This window comes from Algoriphagus sp. CAU 1675, from assembly GCF_029222925.1.
In the GTDB taxonomy this organism is placed as follows: domain Bacteria; phylum Bacteroidota; class Bacteroidia; order Cytophagales; family Cyclobacteriaceae; genus Algoriphagus.
On the sequence record NZ_JARHUI010000006.1, the window covers coordinates 209609 to 223991 of the forward strand.

At 44.0% G+C, this 14383-nt stretch carries 11 protein-coding genes; 3 read left to right on the forward strand and 8 right to left on the reverse strand.

Going from position 1 to position 14383, the window contains the following annotated elements; genetic code table 11:
* Positions 1 to 144: 144 nt before the first annotated feature.
* The gene (locus P2G54_RS14835; RefSeq protein WP_275872327.1) at positions 145 to 1515 is read left to right on the forward strand and encodes an amidohydrolase family protein; all 1371 of its coding nucleotides are present in this window, start codon (positions 145 to 147) and stop codon (positions 1513 to 1515) included.
* A gap of 28 nt (positions 1516 to 1543) precedes the next feature.
* Complete coding sequence (locus tag P2G54_RS14840; RefSeq protein WP_275872328.1) at positions 1544 to 2680, forward strand: aldose epimerase family protein; 1137 nt, start codon at positions 1544 to 1546, stop codon at positions 2678 to 2680.
* Positions 2681 to 2938: 258 nt separating this feature from the next.
* Here P2G54_RS14840 and P2G54_RS14845 read toward each other — a convergent pair whose 3' ends face one another.
* The 8 genes from P2G54_RS14845 to P2G54_RS14880 all read right to left on the reverse strand — a co-directional run bounded on the left by P2G54_RS14845 (position 2939) and on the right by P2G54_RS14880 (position 12534).
* Positions 2939 to 3613, reverse strand: coding sequence for a hypothetical protein (locus tag P2G54_RS14845; RefSeq protein WP_275872329.1), 675 nt, complete (start codon positions 3611 to 3613; stop codon positions 2939 to 2941).
* Between the two features lie 157 nt (positions 3614 to 3770).
* The gene (locus P2G54_RS14850; RefSeq protein WP_275872330.1) at positions 3771 to 5285 is read right to left on the reverse strand and encodes a glycoside hydrolase family 3 N-terminal domain-containing protein; all 1515 of its coding nucleotides are present in this window, start codon (positions 5283 to 5285) and stop codon (positions 3771 to 3773) included.
* A 41-nt stretch (positions 5286 to 5326) separates the two neighbouring features.
* Positions 5327 to 6589: an MFS transporter gene (locus tag P2G54_RS14855; RefSeq protein ID WP_275872331.1), complete on the reverse strand. Its 1263-nt coding sequence runs from the start codon at positions 6587 to 6589 to the stop codon at positions 5327 to 5329.
* Positions 6576 to 7064, reverse strand: a complete 489-nt coding sequence (locus tag P2G54_RS14860; RefSeq protein ID WP_275872332.1) for a GNAT family N-acetyltransferase — start codon at positions 7062 to 7064, stop codon at positions 6576 to 6578. The genes P2G54_RS14855 and P2G54_RS14860 overlap by 14 nt, the downstream gene beginning before the upstream one ends.
* A complete protein-coding gene (locus P2G54_RS14865; RefSeq protein ID WP_275872333.1) occupies positions 7061 to 8704 on the reverse strand; it encodes a family 10 glycosylhydrolase in 1644 nt (547 codons plus the stop codon). The genes P2G54_RS14860 and P2G54_RS14865 overlap by 4 nt, the downstream gene beginning before the upstream one ends.
* 3 nt (positions 8705 to 8707) lie before the next feature.
* Entirely contained in the window at positions 8708 to 9379 is a 672-nt protein-coding gene (locus P2G54_RS14870; protein WP_275872334.1) for a peptidoglycan recognition family protein, read from the reverse strand.
* Between the two features lie 296 nt (positions 9380 to 9675).
* Positions 9676 to 11352: a 5'-nucleotidase C-terminal domain-containing protein gene (locus P2G54_RS14875; protein WP_275872335.1), complete on the reverse strand. Its 1677-nt coding sequence runs from the start codon at positions 11350 to 11352 to the stop codon at positions 9676 to 9678.
* A 198-nt stretch (positions 11353 to 11550) separates the two neighbouring features.
* The gene (locus P2G54_RS14880; protein ID WP_275872336.1) at positions 11551 to 12534 is read right to left on the reverse strand and encodes a c-type cytochrome; all 984 of its coding nucleotides are present in this window, start codon (positions 12532 to 12534) and stop codon (positions 11551 to 11553) included.
* A gap of 269 nt (positions 12535 to 12803) precedes the next feature.
* On the opposite strand from P2G54_RS14880, the gene P2G54_RS14885 reads away from it, so the two are divergent.
* A complete protein-coding gene (locus P2G54_RS14885) occupies positions 12804 to 14231 on the forward strand; it encodes an amidohydrolase (RefSeq protein ID WP_275872337.1) in 1428 nt (475 codons plus the stop codon).
* Positions 14232 to 14383: the final 152 nt, after the last annotated feature.

A 14383-nucleotide genomic window follows, 5' to 3' on the forward strand; every position in this document is an offset into this window, starting at 1 on the left:
TATCCAAGAGGGGATGAAGGGATTCATTCCCTCTTGTTTTTGGAATATTACTTCTCCGGTTATTGAAGCCAATATTTTCCACCACTGGATTGTTTTCCAGTCCTTAATGGCCGAAATTCCGAATTCAATCAATTGTCATCCCTTATGAAAACTCCTTTAATGGGTTTCTTCTTCGTCTTGTTAGTTGCGCTGAATCCGGTGCTAGCCCAAGATATGTTGGTCACCAATGTGAATGTGGTCAGTATGGAAAATGACCAGATCTTGGAAAATCAGGCCATCTATGTGGTTGATGGAAAGATCAAAGACATCATTCCGCTGACTGCCCAAACTCCCAGAATGTACAGTGAAATCATCATTGACGGAAAAGGGGCTTATGTTTTCCCGGGTTTGTCTGAGTTTCATGCGCATCTTCCAGTTGCCAGTGATGGCAGTACTCAGTTGCAGGAAGAATCCATGTGGCTTTATCTAGCCAATGGAGTTCTGAGAATCCGAAGCATGTTGGGAAATCCAACGCACATTGCTTTGAGGGATAAAGTCAATGCAGGGGAAATTCCCGGTCCACGAGTTTTTATTTCAGGACCTTCTTTCAATGCAAATTCCGTGACCAGCCCGGAGCAGGCTGCTCAAATGGTAAAGGATCAAAAAGAAGCGCGATATGACCATCTGAAAATCCATCCCGGTGTTGAGCTGAATGAAATGTGGGCTATTTCCAAAACCGCACAGGAAGTGGGGATTCCTTTTGGAGGCCATGTTCCTTTAGCTGTAGGACTGAAAAATGCCCTTAATAGTGGTTACAAGTCTGTCGAACATATGGATGGATATCTGGAAACTCTGCTTCCGGATGATTTGGTCATAGATCCAACTACTTCGGGCCCTTTCAACCTGAAACTCGTAGGGCAGGTTCAGATGGATAAATTACCCGGTTTGATTCAGTTGACTTTGGATAAGGGAACCTGGGTAGCACCTACTTTGACTTTGTTTGACCGATATTTTGGATACATCCCTGCGGATGAATTCAGAAAAGCTCCCGAGATGAAATATCTTCCCGGCTTATTGATCCAGCAGTGGGTCAACACCAAAAAGCAGTTGGAGAGAACCGGAGTTTTGGACAAGGAAAATGTGGCCCCTTATCTGGCTTTCCGTAGAAAGCTATTTATGGAGCTCCACAATTCAGGAGTTCCCATGATTTTGAGCTCTGACTCCCCACAGGTTTTCAATGTCCCTGGATTTTCCATTCATCATGAAATCGCTCTGATGTCTGAGGCAGGAATGTCCAATTATGAAATCCTGAAAACCGGATCCGTAGAGCCGGCAAAATACATGGGACAAGAAGCCGAATGGGGAATGATCAAAAAAGGAATGGCTGCGGATTTTGTGATGGTGGAGAAGAATCCCTTGGAGGATTTGAAAACCATGCAGAAGCCAATGGGTGTGGTAATTAGAGGGAAGTGGATTGGACAGGAGGAACTTCAGGCTCAATTGGACCAGATCGAACAAAATCATCTCAGAAAATAAATCTCTTGGCTTTCAACCCCTTTTTTCCATGAAAATACTATCCAAAATAACCTTTGCGGCTTTATTGATTACTGGAGTCGCATGCTCTCAAAAACCTACCCAAGAACCAGAAAAAGTAGAAATAAATCTCATGATCAAAAGTGAAAAAGTCGGTGAATATGCCGGCAAGGACGTGTTTAAATACACCCTGAACAACGGAACCATGCAAGTGGAGCTTTCCAATTTTGGAGGGCTGATTTCACGAATCGAAGCACCTGACAAAAACGGAAACCTGGAAAATGTAACCCTGACCATGGATTCTGTGGAGGAATATTTGACCAGACAGAATCCTTTCTTTGGTGCTACGGCTGGGAGAGTAGCCAATCGAATCGCCAATGCGGAATTTACCCTGGATGGGACAAAATATACCTTGGCAAAAACCAACGGGGACAATCACCTGCATGGGGGAGTGGAAGGATTTAACAAGAAAGTCTGGACAGGTGAACCCTATTCCAATGATTCCACCATTGGGGTAAAGATGACCTATTTGAGTCCGGATGGGGAAGAAGGCTATCCCGGTAATTTGGAAACAACCCTTTGGATGGAACTGACTACAGACAATACACTTCGAATTCGCTTTGAGGCCACAACCGATAAGAAGACCATTGTCAATCTGACCAATCACACCTACTTCAACCTCTCTGGGGTAAAAGGAGATGTCAAAGACCATGAATTCCAGTTTTGGGCAGACTATTACACCCCAGTGGATGAGGAGTTGATCCCAACTGGAGAGGTGAAGGATGTGACCGGAACTCCTTTTGATTTTCGAACTCCAAAGATCCTGGGCGATCAGATGGAGGCCAATGGAGAGGGCTTTGATCACAACATGGTGATGAAACTGGAAAAGTCTCCGGACATGAAGCACTTTGTCAGAGTCAAACATCCTGTGTCAGGACGTGTGATGGATATGTATTCCGACAATAATGGAGTGCAGTTTTACACGGCAAACTTCCTGAGCGATTTTGCAGGTGCTGACGGAATCACCTATGGGCAGCATTGGGGTTTCTGCCTGGAATCTCAAAACTGGCCTGATGCCATCAACCATGACAACTTCCCAAGCCCGGTTTTGAATCCAGGTGAAAAGTATGAGCATACCATTGAATATAAATTTTCAGTGGAGCAATAACCTTTCACGGTATCTATATTAGCAAACACCCCAAGGTGAATGAACATCCTGGGGAGTTTTTTTTTAGGCTTAATAAGTTCACCGTTGTCAAATGTTGTTCGGTTTTTTGTCAAATGGTTGGAAACGGGATTCAGCTTGGAGACGGCGGGCATTAAAACCCGATTCACTGTCAGCAACGGTTATAGTTTATTAAATGTAATCACTTTCAAATTAGCACTTTCCGCCCGCTTGCTCTTAGCCAATGTTACCGCCATTTGTTCATTTCTTCTTTTTTGAATTTATGGTTTGTTGAACCAAGACGACTCTTAATTCTTTTTCCCAAAAGTCGATATTAAGTATGTTTTCCCTTAAGAATTGTTCGGTTTTTAATGGTTCTGTATGTTCCCATGAATTTAGAAATCGGACTATTTTCTCTTCAATCTTTCTTTGAATCTCTTCGGGTTGTTTGTCTGCCCAAATTGATTCTGGAAAACCAAACTTGTATTTAGCTTCAAGAGAAATTTTCAAAGAATCATTCACTTGTTCACTGGTTTGTAAAAGTTGTTCTTGGTCACATGCAATTATTTCACTTTTTAAGTCCTTACCTGCCAAATCAATAGCGGATAGGATATTAAAATCAACATTCCTATTTCTACTTTTGAGTTCTTTAATTCCTTCTAGAATGTTGGATAGGTTTCCGTTTGCTAAAAAATGATTAGCCAGTTTTTCGATTGGTATTTTATGTTGCTCCCTAATTCCTTTAACACCTTCAAAAAATTCTTTTTTTATACAGAAATTTTTTTGAGCAATCTTGGCTTCTTCGATGGTCAAATCTAGTCCAAATGTCTTTGCTCTATACTTTGCAAAATAAACTGGTGCTTTCTTTACAAAGAGGATTAACCCTACAAAAAAGCAGATTAGTATTATTAGAAAAATTATTAAGTCCCAATTCATGTTGCTATCTGTCTTTTACAATTGGCGGTAACTTGTTTATTTACGCCATAAAGGTTCGATTATCCCTCTATTTTGGACGGCTAAGCGCCATAAATTCAATTATTTAATAGCGTTTATTTTAAGTAAAATAGCTTCTTTTCCCGAATTCCCCTGCTTCTCAAACTAAAAGTTTTACTGCAACCTTTTGCACTTCCCCAAATCCCTGATAGGCACAGATCACTGCCTCGAAATCCTTCAGATTCCCCAGATGCTTTAAGGCCAATGGGTTTCCGAAATGGATAAGGATGCTGGTCTTGCTCTGTGCAATTGCTTTGATTTCTTCTAAGATTTCCGAATCCATCCCAAATTGATTGAGGGGTTTATGGGTGGGAACAAAGACTGCGATCAAGGCCTTTTCCGCTTGATCCATGGATACGAAGGGCAAATCCAGCAATTCAGAAAAACGGCTCTTTCCCGGACTGAAAAACTCCTTGTATCCCAATTTTCCAGCTTGGGCAAATTCTTGAAGTTGGGTTTTGTTTATGCTTCCTGAGATTACGGAGACATAGTTGTTTGCCAGGTCTTTTTGAAGTTGGGAATGGCTTGTCCAATCAAACTCAGGAACCTCCAGAGCTTGAAAATCAAAAACTCCCAGTTTCTGTTTCAAATCCATGATTTTCCCGAAAACTGTTTCAATATCTTCCTCAGCTGCATTTTCTGCGATCTTTTCAATTCCTTCTTTGACATGGTCGGAAAAACAAAGAATGTCGTTTCCTGCATAAAATGCTTCCCATTCCAACTGGCCTGGTTCCGGAAAATACTTGGCGACCGCTTTCATATTCAGGGCATCGGAAATGACCAAGCCTTCAAATCCCATTTCCTTTTTCAATAAATCGGTGATTAGCTCACGGCTAATGCTGGCGGGAATATCCCTTCCGCCTGTCAATGCAGGCACGGCCAAATGTCCTACCATGATCATTTCCACTCCATGCTCAATCCCATATTGAAAAGGTAATAGCTCCTCTTTTTCCAGTTCTTCCTTGGTTTTATGAAGGATAGGCAAGCCCAAATGAGAGTCCACTTCGGTATCCCCATGTCCTGGAAAATGCTTGAGGCAGGCACCGATTCCTGCTTTTTTCATTCCCTGATAGGCCGCAAGTGAAAGCTTGGCAACCTTTTCTGCCTGATCTCCAAAGGAGCGATAGCCGATGACGGGATTGTTGGGATTGGTGTTTACATCCGCGCAAGGGGCCAAGTTCAAGTGGATCCCAGAGCGCTTCATGTCTCTTCCCATTCGGAAACCAACTTCCTTTACCCATTTTTCCGCGTCCTTTTGAATGGATCCCAAGGTAATGTTGAAGGGATATTGGGGAGTGTTTTCTACCCGCATTGCCAGTCCATATTCCCCGTCAATACTGATCAAAAGTGGAATTTTGGCTAGTTTTTGGTAGCGGTTGATCAATTGGATCAATTTTTCAAAGGTTCCACTTTCGTCCAGGACTTCAGCTCTTTTTTCAAAATTGGCCGCTGCGGAGTGTCGACTGTGGAAGAAGGTCAATCCGCCGATTTCCTCCTCCAGGATCATGCGTTCAATTTCCCGGTAGTTTTCCTCCGTGTCATGGATGAAAGCAGCCGGGGAAAAGGCCTGTGCGATTTTTTGTTTTTTATTCAGGGTTGTGAGTGCAGTATTCAAGGGAATTCAGTTTTGAAATTAATAGAAGTTTATCTGTCAGTTTAGGCTGCTTTTTTTCCGAAATCTCTGGGGTATTTAGCAGCAAAGGCAACCAGAAAACCCGGAATGGTAGCCAATACAACCCATATAAAGAATCCCGGATAACCCAGCCATTCCTGCATATATCCGGAAAGCATACCCGGAAACATCATTCCCATGGCCATGAAACCCGTAGCCAGTGCATAGTGGGCGGTCTTGAAGGCCCCTTCTGCAAGGAAAATCAGAAAGACCATGTAGGCAGCAAATCCAAATCCGTAGCCTAATTGCTCGAGTACCACTACCACTGCAGGCAAGGTGATGCTGTCAGGTTGTTGCCAGGAAAGGAGGATATAGCCAATATTGGGAGCATTGATGGCAAATGCCATAGGCATCATCCATTTGCCCAATCCATCTCTGGAAATGAGTATTCCACCTAGAATTCCCCCTGCCAAAAGAGAGATGACCCCAAGTGTACCGTAGAGAAAACCGACCTCCGTTACACTCAGCCCCAGTCCACCTTGGCTTCTCTCGTCAAGAAAGAAGGGGGAAGCCATTTTGACCAATTGGGACTCGCCAAGTCTATACAGCAATACAAAGGCAAGGGAGAGTCCGATGTTTTTCTTGGTGAAGAAGGTCTGAAAAACCTTTCCTATACTGGGTTGTTCCGTTTTTTCGGAACGCTCTTCCAGCACCTTGGGAGTGGTGATGAGATTGAGTAGGGTAAGAACCAGCATCAATACCGAAACGATGATCATGGTCCAGGACCAGGCTTTGGTTGGATCACCCAAACTGCTCTCCAAATTCCCTGCGATGATGACAATCAGGCCTTGCCCGGTGATCATCCCGACACGATAAAAGGTACTTCGCATACCCACAAAAAAACTTTGTTGATCGGGCTTGAGGGCAATCAGATATAGGCCATCGGAGGCAATGTCATTGGTAGCTGAAGCAAAGGCTCCCATCCAGAAAAAAGCCAAAGTGATGATGAAAAACTGGTCAAGTCCTGTGGTCAATCCAACACCTAAAAAGACTAGGGATAGAATCAATTGCATGCTCAAAAACCATTTTTTCTTATTTCCGAAAAGTTCCAAAATGGGGCTCCAGATGGGTTTGATCACCCAGGGCAGGTAGAGAAAGGAAGTATACAATCCAATGTCTGCATTGGAGATTCCCAGGCTTTTGTACATCACTACCGATACCGTGATGATGATGACATAAGGAATGGATTCTGTCAGGTAAAGGGAGGGAACCCATAGCCAGGGGTTTTTGGAATTATTTTGGGTCATTTTTTCGAAGTAAATGCTGGTATATGCTGGTTTCGGATCCGCTTATGGTAGTGGCTCCGACTGTTTTTTCATAGAATTCCGCAGGACCAACCCCACCGATGATGGCATAGGCATAGCCCATCTCTCGTAGAGATTCCAGAGCCTTGACCAAAAGGATTTTTCCGATTCCTTTTCCTCTTTCGGATTCTTTGGTGCCTGTTGGGCCGAAAAAATTACGGGCGGTACTCTCATAGCAGGCAAAGCCCAAAATTTCATTTCCTCTTTGGGCAAGCCAACAGGATACGGGCTGTCTGCTAAAGGAAACTTCCACTTCGGAGTGCCAATAGGCTCCGAAGTTTTCCAAAACCCATTCGCTCACCAGGTGCTTTTCAGGAGCAATTGCTCTTCGAAATATGATTTTTTCCCGGTCGAAAAGTCGTTTTTCGGTTTCTGCCAAGTCCGGCAATGCAAGCAGTCGGACGAGCATGTCTTTCATGGGCGTGATTTTTTCGGGGTTTGGAAAACCTGTGTGCTCACAATCCTGCCAAAATGATCCACCCAACGGATGGCTAAATAAGCTGTATTGAGGCTGCTGACTTCTAGGTTTCGGATACTGCTTCCCGCCACCCAAACAGTGTGGATATGGGAGTTGGATAATTGGCCCAAGTCATCTGAGCCCTGAATCATGGCGTATCGAATAGCCGGATCCAAAGGTCTTTCAAGTTGTACTTTGGTGAAATCCGGATTGCTGTCAACGACCAGTACTCTAGGATGCTCTATTCTGCTGGTTTTGGTGGGTTGATAAGCCGGAGGCAGGGTGGGAAGGTTGTACAGTTCCTCCTTGAGTAGCCCAGCTACATCCTGATTTTTGGAAAAGAGACTTTTTGCTGAGAAAAAGGCATTCCCCTGGATCTGAGGCAAAGTCCTGCTGTAATGGATCTGGTTGTTGATTTCTTGTGGGTTGTTCCAGGCTACATCGGCATTGTCCCGGATTTTATAAGGTCCATTGCCGATATAGATATTCGTGCCGTGGCTCTGGTTTGACCACCAGTCGTTGAGTTTTCTGTAGCTGGCCAGTTCATAGTCCATGCTCCAATAAAGTTGAGGAATGAGATAGTCTATCCATCCTTCTTTCATCCAGGTGAGCGGGTCAGCATACAAGTCATCATAATTCGTCTGTCCTGCGCGGGTAGCTGAACCATTTGGGTCCTTGTCCTGATTTCTCCATACTCCGAAAGGAGAGATGCCGAACTGTACCCAGGGTTTACTGGATTTGATGGTGTGATGAGCTGCCTCGACTAGGTCGTTTACATTTGCCCTTCTCCAATCCTCTATCGATTGTCCTGCTTTTTTATACTGCTCATAAGTTTTTTTGTCCGGGAAAATCTCGGTTCCGACTTTGTATGGGTAAAAATAATCATCGAAATGGATGGCGTCTATTTGGTAATTGTCCACGATTTCCTTGATGATTGCAGTCAGATGGGATTTTACTTCCGGTAAACCCGGGTTGTAATAGTATTTGCTGCCATATTTCAGCATCCAATCCCGGTGTTTGTTGAAATCATGGTCTGGGCTCAATGACTCGGTCTTTAAATCGAATGTCGCCCTATAGGGATTGAGCCAGGCATGAAATTCCAATCCGCGCTTGTGTGCTTCCTGAATCATCCAGGTTAAAGGATTTTCCCGGGTGGCAGGAGCTTGCCCCTCCTTTCCAGTCAGGTATCGAGACCAAGGAGCTAGGCTACTTGGGTAAAATGCATCTCCTGCGGCTCGGATCTGAACGATAACGGTATTAAAATTCAGGTCTTTATAATAATCTAAGAGGGTCTTAAAATCCTTTTTCTGCTTTTCCCAGGAATCCGTTCCTCTTTCGGGCCAGTCAATATTCATCACTGTGGCAATCCAGACCCCCCTGAATTCGCGGGGTATTTCAGGCAAATCCACATTCAGAGGCTGGAGGGCAATTGCAGCCGATGGAATTGGTTTTGAAGGAAGCTGTTGCTCAGGTTTTGCAGGAATAGTGCTTTCAATTCCCGTTTTGCCCAACGTTCGGTGACTGTTTTGTTGGGTTTTACAGGATAGAAGTAAAACGGTAGAGAAAAGGATTATGCCAAAAAATCTGCTTAAGGTTCTCATGGATTAGAGTTTGGGCATGGGTTTCAAATTCAGATCTTCAAGGTTTTTGCGCAGCTTTTCCATGAATTCATCCCCTGGGTCTGTTTTTACGGTTCTGTAGTCTGGATCAGCCTCTTTCCAGAGATCTGTAGACTGAAAGAGTTGGTATTCGTGATGCCCGATCACATAGTCAATGGGATATTTGTTTTTTAAGTATCGGATGAGTTCTTCGTTTGCCTTGAGTTGCTCTTTGGTGAGTGGAGCTTCAGGTCCCCCTACATTTTCAATCCCGATGGCGCAGTAGTTCAATCCTATGGTATGCCTTGCAAAGGTGGTGTCCGGTAAAAGTCTGAAAATCGTGCCGTCCCGGTCAATCAAAAACTGGCTGGAAACATTCAGGTTGCTGGCCCCGGTCAACTCAGGTCTTCCTCCCAAAGTTGGAGCGTCAAAAACATCAAAAGTTACTTCCGCGGAGTTGATTGCGGTCCAATGCACCACCACCATTTGAGGTTCAATGCTAGCGTTGCTTTTTTCAATCCCATGGCGATCTTTTAGGTATTGAATGGAAAGCTGCTCCCGCTCGGAATTCCAGGTAATCGGCTTTTCGAAAATTCGGAAAGTGGACTTGGAACTGCAGGCCAATTGGGACATAGTCAGTAGGAGAGGCAGATAGAGACTGTATTTCTTGAGATTCATTTTTTACGGGGATCAGCACTTTTCACAGCTAAACTACCCAGAAAAATGCAGGATTGGGAATGAATTTCCGCTATTTTTTGCAGTACCCAATACAAAGTACATGCTGAAAGAAAAGAGGCGAAAATATATTTTGGTCAAGTGCATTTGGATCGGGGAAGTTTTAAATGAGCATGATTCTAATGTGGGTGCTTCCCTAGAGACCATTTGGGAATCCATAATAGCAAAAAAAAACCGGCTTTTGGGCCGGTTTTTTGGGGTGATTAAACACTTTTCTCGTCCTTTTTCGAAATGTGTTTTTATCTGAACTCATAGTCCACTCCATAAACCTGAGTCAGAAGGTTTTCCGGTGCATCAAGGGCAACGGCTGATTTTGGAGGGATTGGGGTAACTGGGGAATTAGCTCCCAGATAATTCTTCATTGCCTGATGCAGGGTGAAAGGAGTGTTTTTGGTATCCATTACACCTCTGAATCTACAAAGCATGTCGTCTGGATCACCGTCTCTTTCACAGGCACAAATACTGTATACTCTCTCTGCTTCAAGTGGTTTTCCATGAACCATTACAGACTGCACTCGCTTTCCTTCGTCTCCAAAGGCATTGAATTTCACTTCCATACCTCTGAACTTGATTACCCAGCCACCAAATCTCTTGGAAGCTTCCTTAGCAAACACGTTGTTCAGTTCCTTTTCCAACCAGGCCGAGATCTGCTTTCCCTTTACCTTTCCGGTACGGATCTGGCTGTCCACAGGAAGCATGTCAAAGATGAAACCATGTGTGATTGGGATATTTCCAGTATGATCAGGGGTGGTTCTAGGAGGACAGAATCTAAATCCATTGGAAAGTACAATGTCAACCTCAGGTACCTGCCAGCTCACCGCATCCAAAATCATGGTGTCGATGGGGTTTTCTATGACAAAATACCTGTAAAGCGGAACGGTACTGTATCCTGCTATTTGGTAAATGTCTTCCTGGAAAGGCTCTTCGTTTTGAGCAATGATTTTATCAACTTTCGGATCAGGCTTGTTTTCTGTTGCACTTACTTCAAGGAGTTCGTAGGTGTCTTCTACCACTTTTCCGTCCTCGATCTTCAGTTCAAGTTTTCCAACGAAAGAACCAAAGGCTCCTGGTTCAACTACCTTGGAATATTTTGCAACGATTGGTTTACGAACTCGCTCATGGGTATCACCACCCAAAATGTAATCCACACCCTCACATTCAGGAAGGTTGGCCAGATTGATTTGCTGGGAAAGACCAAGGTGCGCAATGATTGCCACGAAGGCACATTTTTCCTGGTTTCTCAATACATCTACATAGTGTTCCAGATTTTCTTCTGGTTTGGTGTATACAATTCCTCTACTATAGTTGGGAGACTGACGTAAAGGAACCAGGTGGTCTGTATATCCCAGGAATCCGATTTTCACTCCATTCACTGTCCAGATATGATAAGGAGGAAAGATTAACTCTCCTCTTTTTCCATCACCAAGGTCATGGTACATATTAGCACAGATCTTTGGTGCATGCAGGGATCCAAGAAGGTGCTGCATGGCTTTTTTATAATATACTACTTCCCAGTTTCCTGGAAGGTAAAGATCATATCCAATTTCATTCAGGATTGGAACCATGGCTTCGCCGGTAGATTTAACCGAAAGCTCCGATCCTTGGAACATATCCCCTGTATCAATTGTAAAGCTGTGTTCTGCTTTTGCTTTTTCCTTATCAAGGAAAGTTTTTAGATGGGAGTATCCTCCGGTTTGACGGTAAACGGCCTTTCCATTTTCCCAGAATAATTCATCATGGGGATGGATTTGACAGTGAACGTCTGTAGTCTGAAGGATAGTTAATGTAAAGGATTTTGGGTTTGATTTTTTGTTTTTGGTTTCAGCTTTAGCAGCTTCAGGGGCAAGACTGAGTATGCCGGTCCCCGCTCCCAAGGCACCCAGCTGGGCCATAAACTTTCTTCTAGAGGATTTCATCTATTGTTAAATTGATTATTTGTAATGGTAAAATCTTGGTGTTTATTGGAGCAATTTTGAGAGGGTGATATTGATCCAAGCTCGCTCTAAAAGTAGGGTTTCAATTTCAATCAATTTGGTGACTTTGGTTACATATATCAAAAAAAGAAAGCCCGGACCACACCAAGGTCCGGGCTTAACTAGTTTGTTTTAAAGGATTTACTCGGCGGCAGTGGTGAATCTAACCACCTCGTTTTTGATGGGCTTGACGGTCTTTAAGTAGGCATAAATGGCCTTAAGATCATCCTCTTTCATACCGGCATACATGATCCATGGCATGATGGAATTGAATTCACCCGGAGCCACTTTTGGAGCTACGTATCCTGAATCCACATATTGTTTAAACCGTGCTACAAAGGCAGCCTCATTCCAGTTTCCGATTCCGGTTTCGGGGTCAGGGGTGATATTGGAAGAGTTAACTGTTCCACCCGGCATTTGGAAACTTCTTCCTCCTGACAAAGCCAATTCAGGAATAATCATTCCTTGTGGGTCAGCCTGCGTATGGCACTCCATACAACCTGCGGCATTGAGAAGATATCCTCCATATGCGACCTGATCGGAAGGATCTGGTCTTTTGGAGGGCTGAGCATCGTGTGGGATGGTCTTCAGAATGATGTTTACAGGAAAATCTGCTTCAGAATCAGGAATGTCACTTTCTATGGAAGGAAGACTTCTGATATAGGCGATGATATCAAAAATGTCCTCCGGGTCCATTCTTCCATAATACGTATAAGGCATAAGTGGGAACATAGCTCTGCCATCATTGGTCACTCCTGTGGTGATTAGCCTGTAAAGTTCTCCGTCGGTATAGTCAGAAATCCCAAAAGGAGTTATGTTTTTCGCGTAGAAAACTCCTGGGAAGCCCATACTGTGGTCAAAACGGTCACCGCCTTTTCCTAAAGTGCTTGGAATGGGAGGGCCGGAAAAGACAGAAAAGTCCCGGGTAGAATGGCAGTCCATGCAGACCGTTACATGGTTTGCCAGATAAGCGCCACGTTCGATTCGCTCAGGGCTGTATTCAATGGAAACTTCCTCAGCTGCGGAAACATTAGGGAAAGCTAATTGAACGTAAGCAATGGATGCCACAAAAAGAATCACTACTGCACCCAAAATCCAAGCAATGATTTTAAACAGTTTCTTCATAATGCGTAATGGTTAGATAGTAATGTTCAAAAATTACAATAAAATATATGTTTTTGAAAACTTGCAGTCTGAAAAGTAAATGTATTTATTAAAAAGTCAAAGAAGAATAGGATTTTGAGAAGTTGAGAGAGACTCTTTGTTGTAGCCTGAAAGCCGGATTACCTTTAAAATTGGATTTTATGGGAAAGATGAAGTATTGGGGGTAATCTGTGTAATTTTATTCTGTTCCAAATCAAAGTATTAGTATTTTAACCGCAAATATTTAGCATATGAGAAAATTATTCACCCTAATTGCATTCCTTCTACCTATTGCAGGCATCCTTGCTCAAGGAGAGGATGTTATCAAAAAGCTGGATGAAAAATCCGACTTTTATGGATCTATTGCAAAGCAAATCTGGTCCAATCCTGAACTGGGATATTTAGAGACAGAAAGCTCTGTCCTTCTTCAAAAGACTCTAACTGATGCCGGTTTTAAAGTAACTGCTGGAGTGGCAGATATTCCCACTGCCTTTGTTGCTGAATTTGGTTCGGGTGCTCCCGTGATTGGAATCATGGCAGAATTTGATGCCTTGCCTGGTGTCTCTCAGGACGCAGTTCCATTTAGATCAGCTGTTGTTGAGGGTGGATCAGGTCATGCATGTGGGCATCACTTGTTTGGTACGGCTTCTGTTGCAGCGGGGATCACGGTTAAAGAATGGATGCAGTCCAACGGTGTCAAAGGGACGATTCGCGTATATGGAACTCCTGCTGAAGAAGGTGGTGGAGGAAAGGTCTACATGGCAAGAGCTGGCTTAATGGATGATGTGGACGCCATGCTACACTGGCATCCAGGTTCCAGAAACAATGCCGGAGCAAATTCTTCCTTGGCAAATATCTCAACCAAATTCCGCTTCTATGGAGAAGCCTCTCATGCAGCGGCGGCCCCAGATCGTGGAAAATCAGCTTTGGATGGCGTAGAGGCGATGAACTTTATGGTGAACTTGCTTCGTGAGCACGTGCCACAGGAAACCAGAATGCACTATGTCATTACCCGGGGCGGAGAAGCTCCAAACGTGGTTCCTGCCTTTGCCGAATCTTACCACTATGTACGTCATCCGGATGCGATGGTAGTTAAGGAGATCTTCAAAAAATTGGTAGATGCTGCTGAAGGTGCGGCACAAGGAACGCAAACCCGCATGGAATATGAGGTGATCAATGGCGTTTACAATCTATTGCCAAACGAGACTCTGGCCAGAGTAATGCAAAAAAACCTGGAAAAAGTAGGTGGCGTGGTATATGATGATGAAGAAAGAAAATTCGCTGAGGAGATTTTCAAAACATTCCCTGCTGGGGTAAAGGCCTCTCCTGAAGACGCTGCCAAAATCGATCCGTTTATGGTCAACGAAAAAGGCAGCGGAGGTTCTACTGACGTTGGAGATGTGAGCTGGCTGGTGCCCACTGCAGGCTTGGGTACTGCTACTTGGGTACCGGGTACATCTGCACATACTTGGCAGGCTGTAGCGGCTGGTGGTACTTCTATAGGACAAAAGGGAATGATGGTGGCTGCAAAGACATTGACCCTGACGGCTATGGATATTTTCCAAGCACCAGAAATTGCCCAGAAAGCAAAAGAGGAGCTGAGCAAAAGACAAGGTGAAGGTTTTGAGTATGAAGCATTGGTTGGAGATAGAAAAGCTCCTTTGGATTACAGAAAATAAGAGGAATAATCGGAATCGGAAAGGCAGCATTTTAGCTGCCTTTTTTATTGCTGTCTATTTTACAATCTACGGGATGATCCCCTGATTTTGGTGCTGGAATTTCAGTTTCAAATCAGTCTTGTCAGAAAAAGAGTTGGAATGATTTCCGGTGG

Coding starts and splice junctions, on each gene's coding strand:
- P2G54_RS14835 (WP_275872327.1), top strand. CDS start 145: ATGAAAACTCCTTTAATGGGTTTCTTCTTCGTCTTGTTAGTTGCGCTG.
- P2G54_RS14840 (WP_275872328.1), top strand. CDS start 1,544: ATGAAAATACTATCCAAAATAACCTTTGCGGCTTTATTGATTACTGGA.
- P2G54_RS14845 (WP_275872329.1), bottom strand. CDS start 3,613: ATGAATTGGGACTTAATAATTTTTCTAATAATACTAATCTGCTTTTTT.
- P2G54_RS14855 (WP_275872331.1), bottom strand. CDS start 6,589: ATGACCCAAAATAATTCCAAAAACCCCTGGCTATGGGTTCCCTCCCTT.
- P2G54_RS14860 (WP_275872332.1), bottom strand. CDS start 7,064: ATGAAAGACATGCTCGTCCGACTGCTTGCATTGCCGGACTTGGCAGAA.
- P2G54_RS14865 (WP_275872333.1), bottom strand. CDS start 8,704: ATGAGAACCTTAAGCAGATTTTTTGGCATAATCCTTTTCTCTACCGTT.
- P2G54_RS14870 (WP_275872334.1), bottom strand. CDS start 9,379: ATGAATCTCAAGAAATACAGTCTCTATCTGCCTCTCCTACTGACTATG.
- P2G54_RS14875 (WP_275872335.1), bottom strand. CDS start 11,352: ATGAAATCCTCTAGAAGAAAGTTTATGGCCCAGCTGGGTGCCTTGGGA.
- P2G54_RS14880 (WP_275872336.1), bottom strand. CDS start 12,534: ATGAAGAAACTGTTTAAAATCATTGCTTGGATTTTGGGTGCAGTAGTG.
- P2G54_RS14885 (WP_275872337.1), top strand. CDS start 12,804: ATGAGAAAATTATTCACCCTAATTGCATTCCTTCTACCTATTGCAGGC.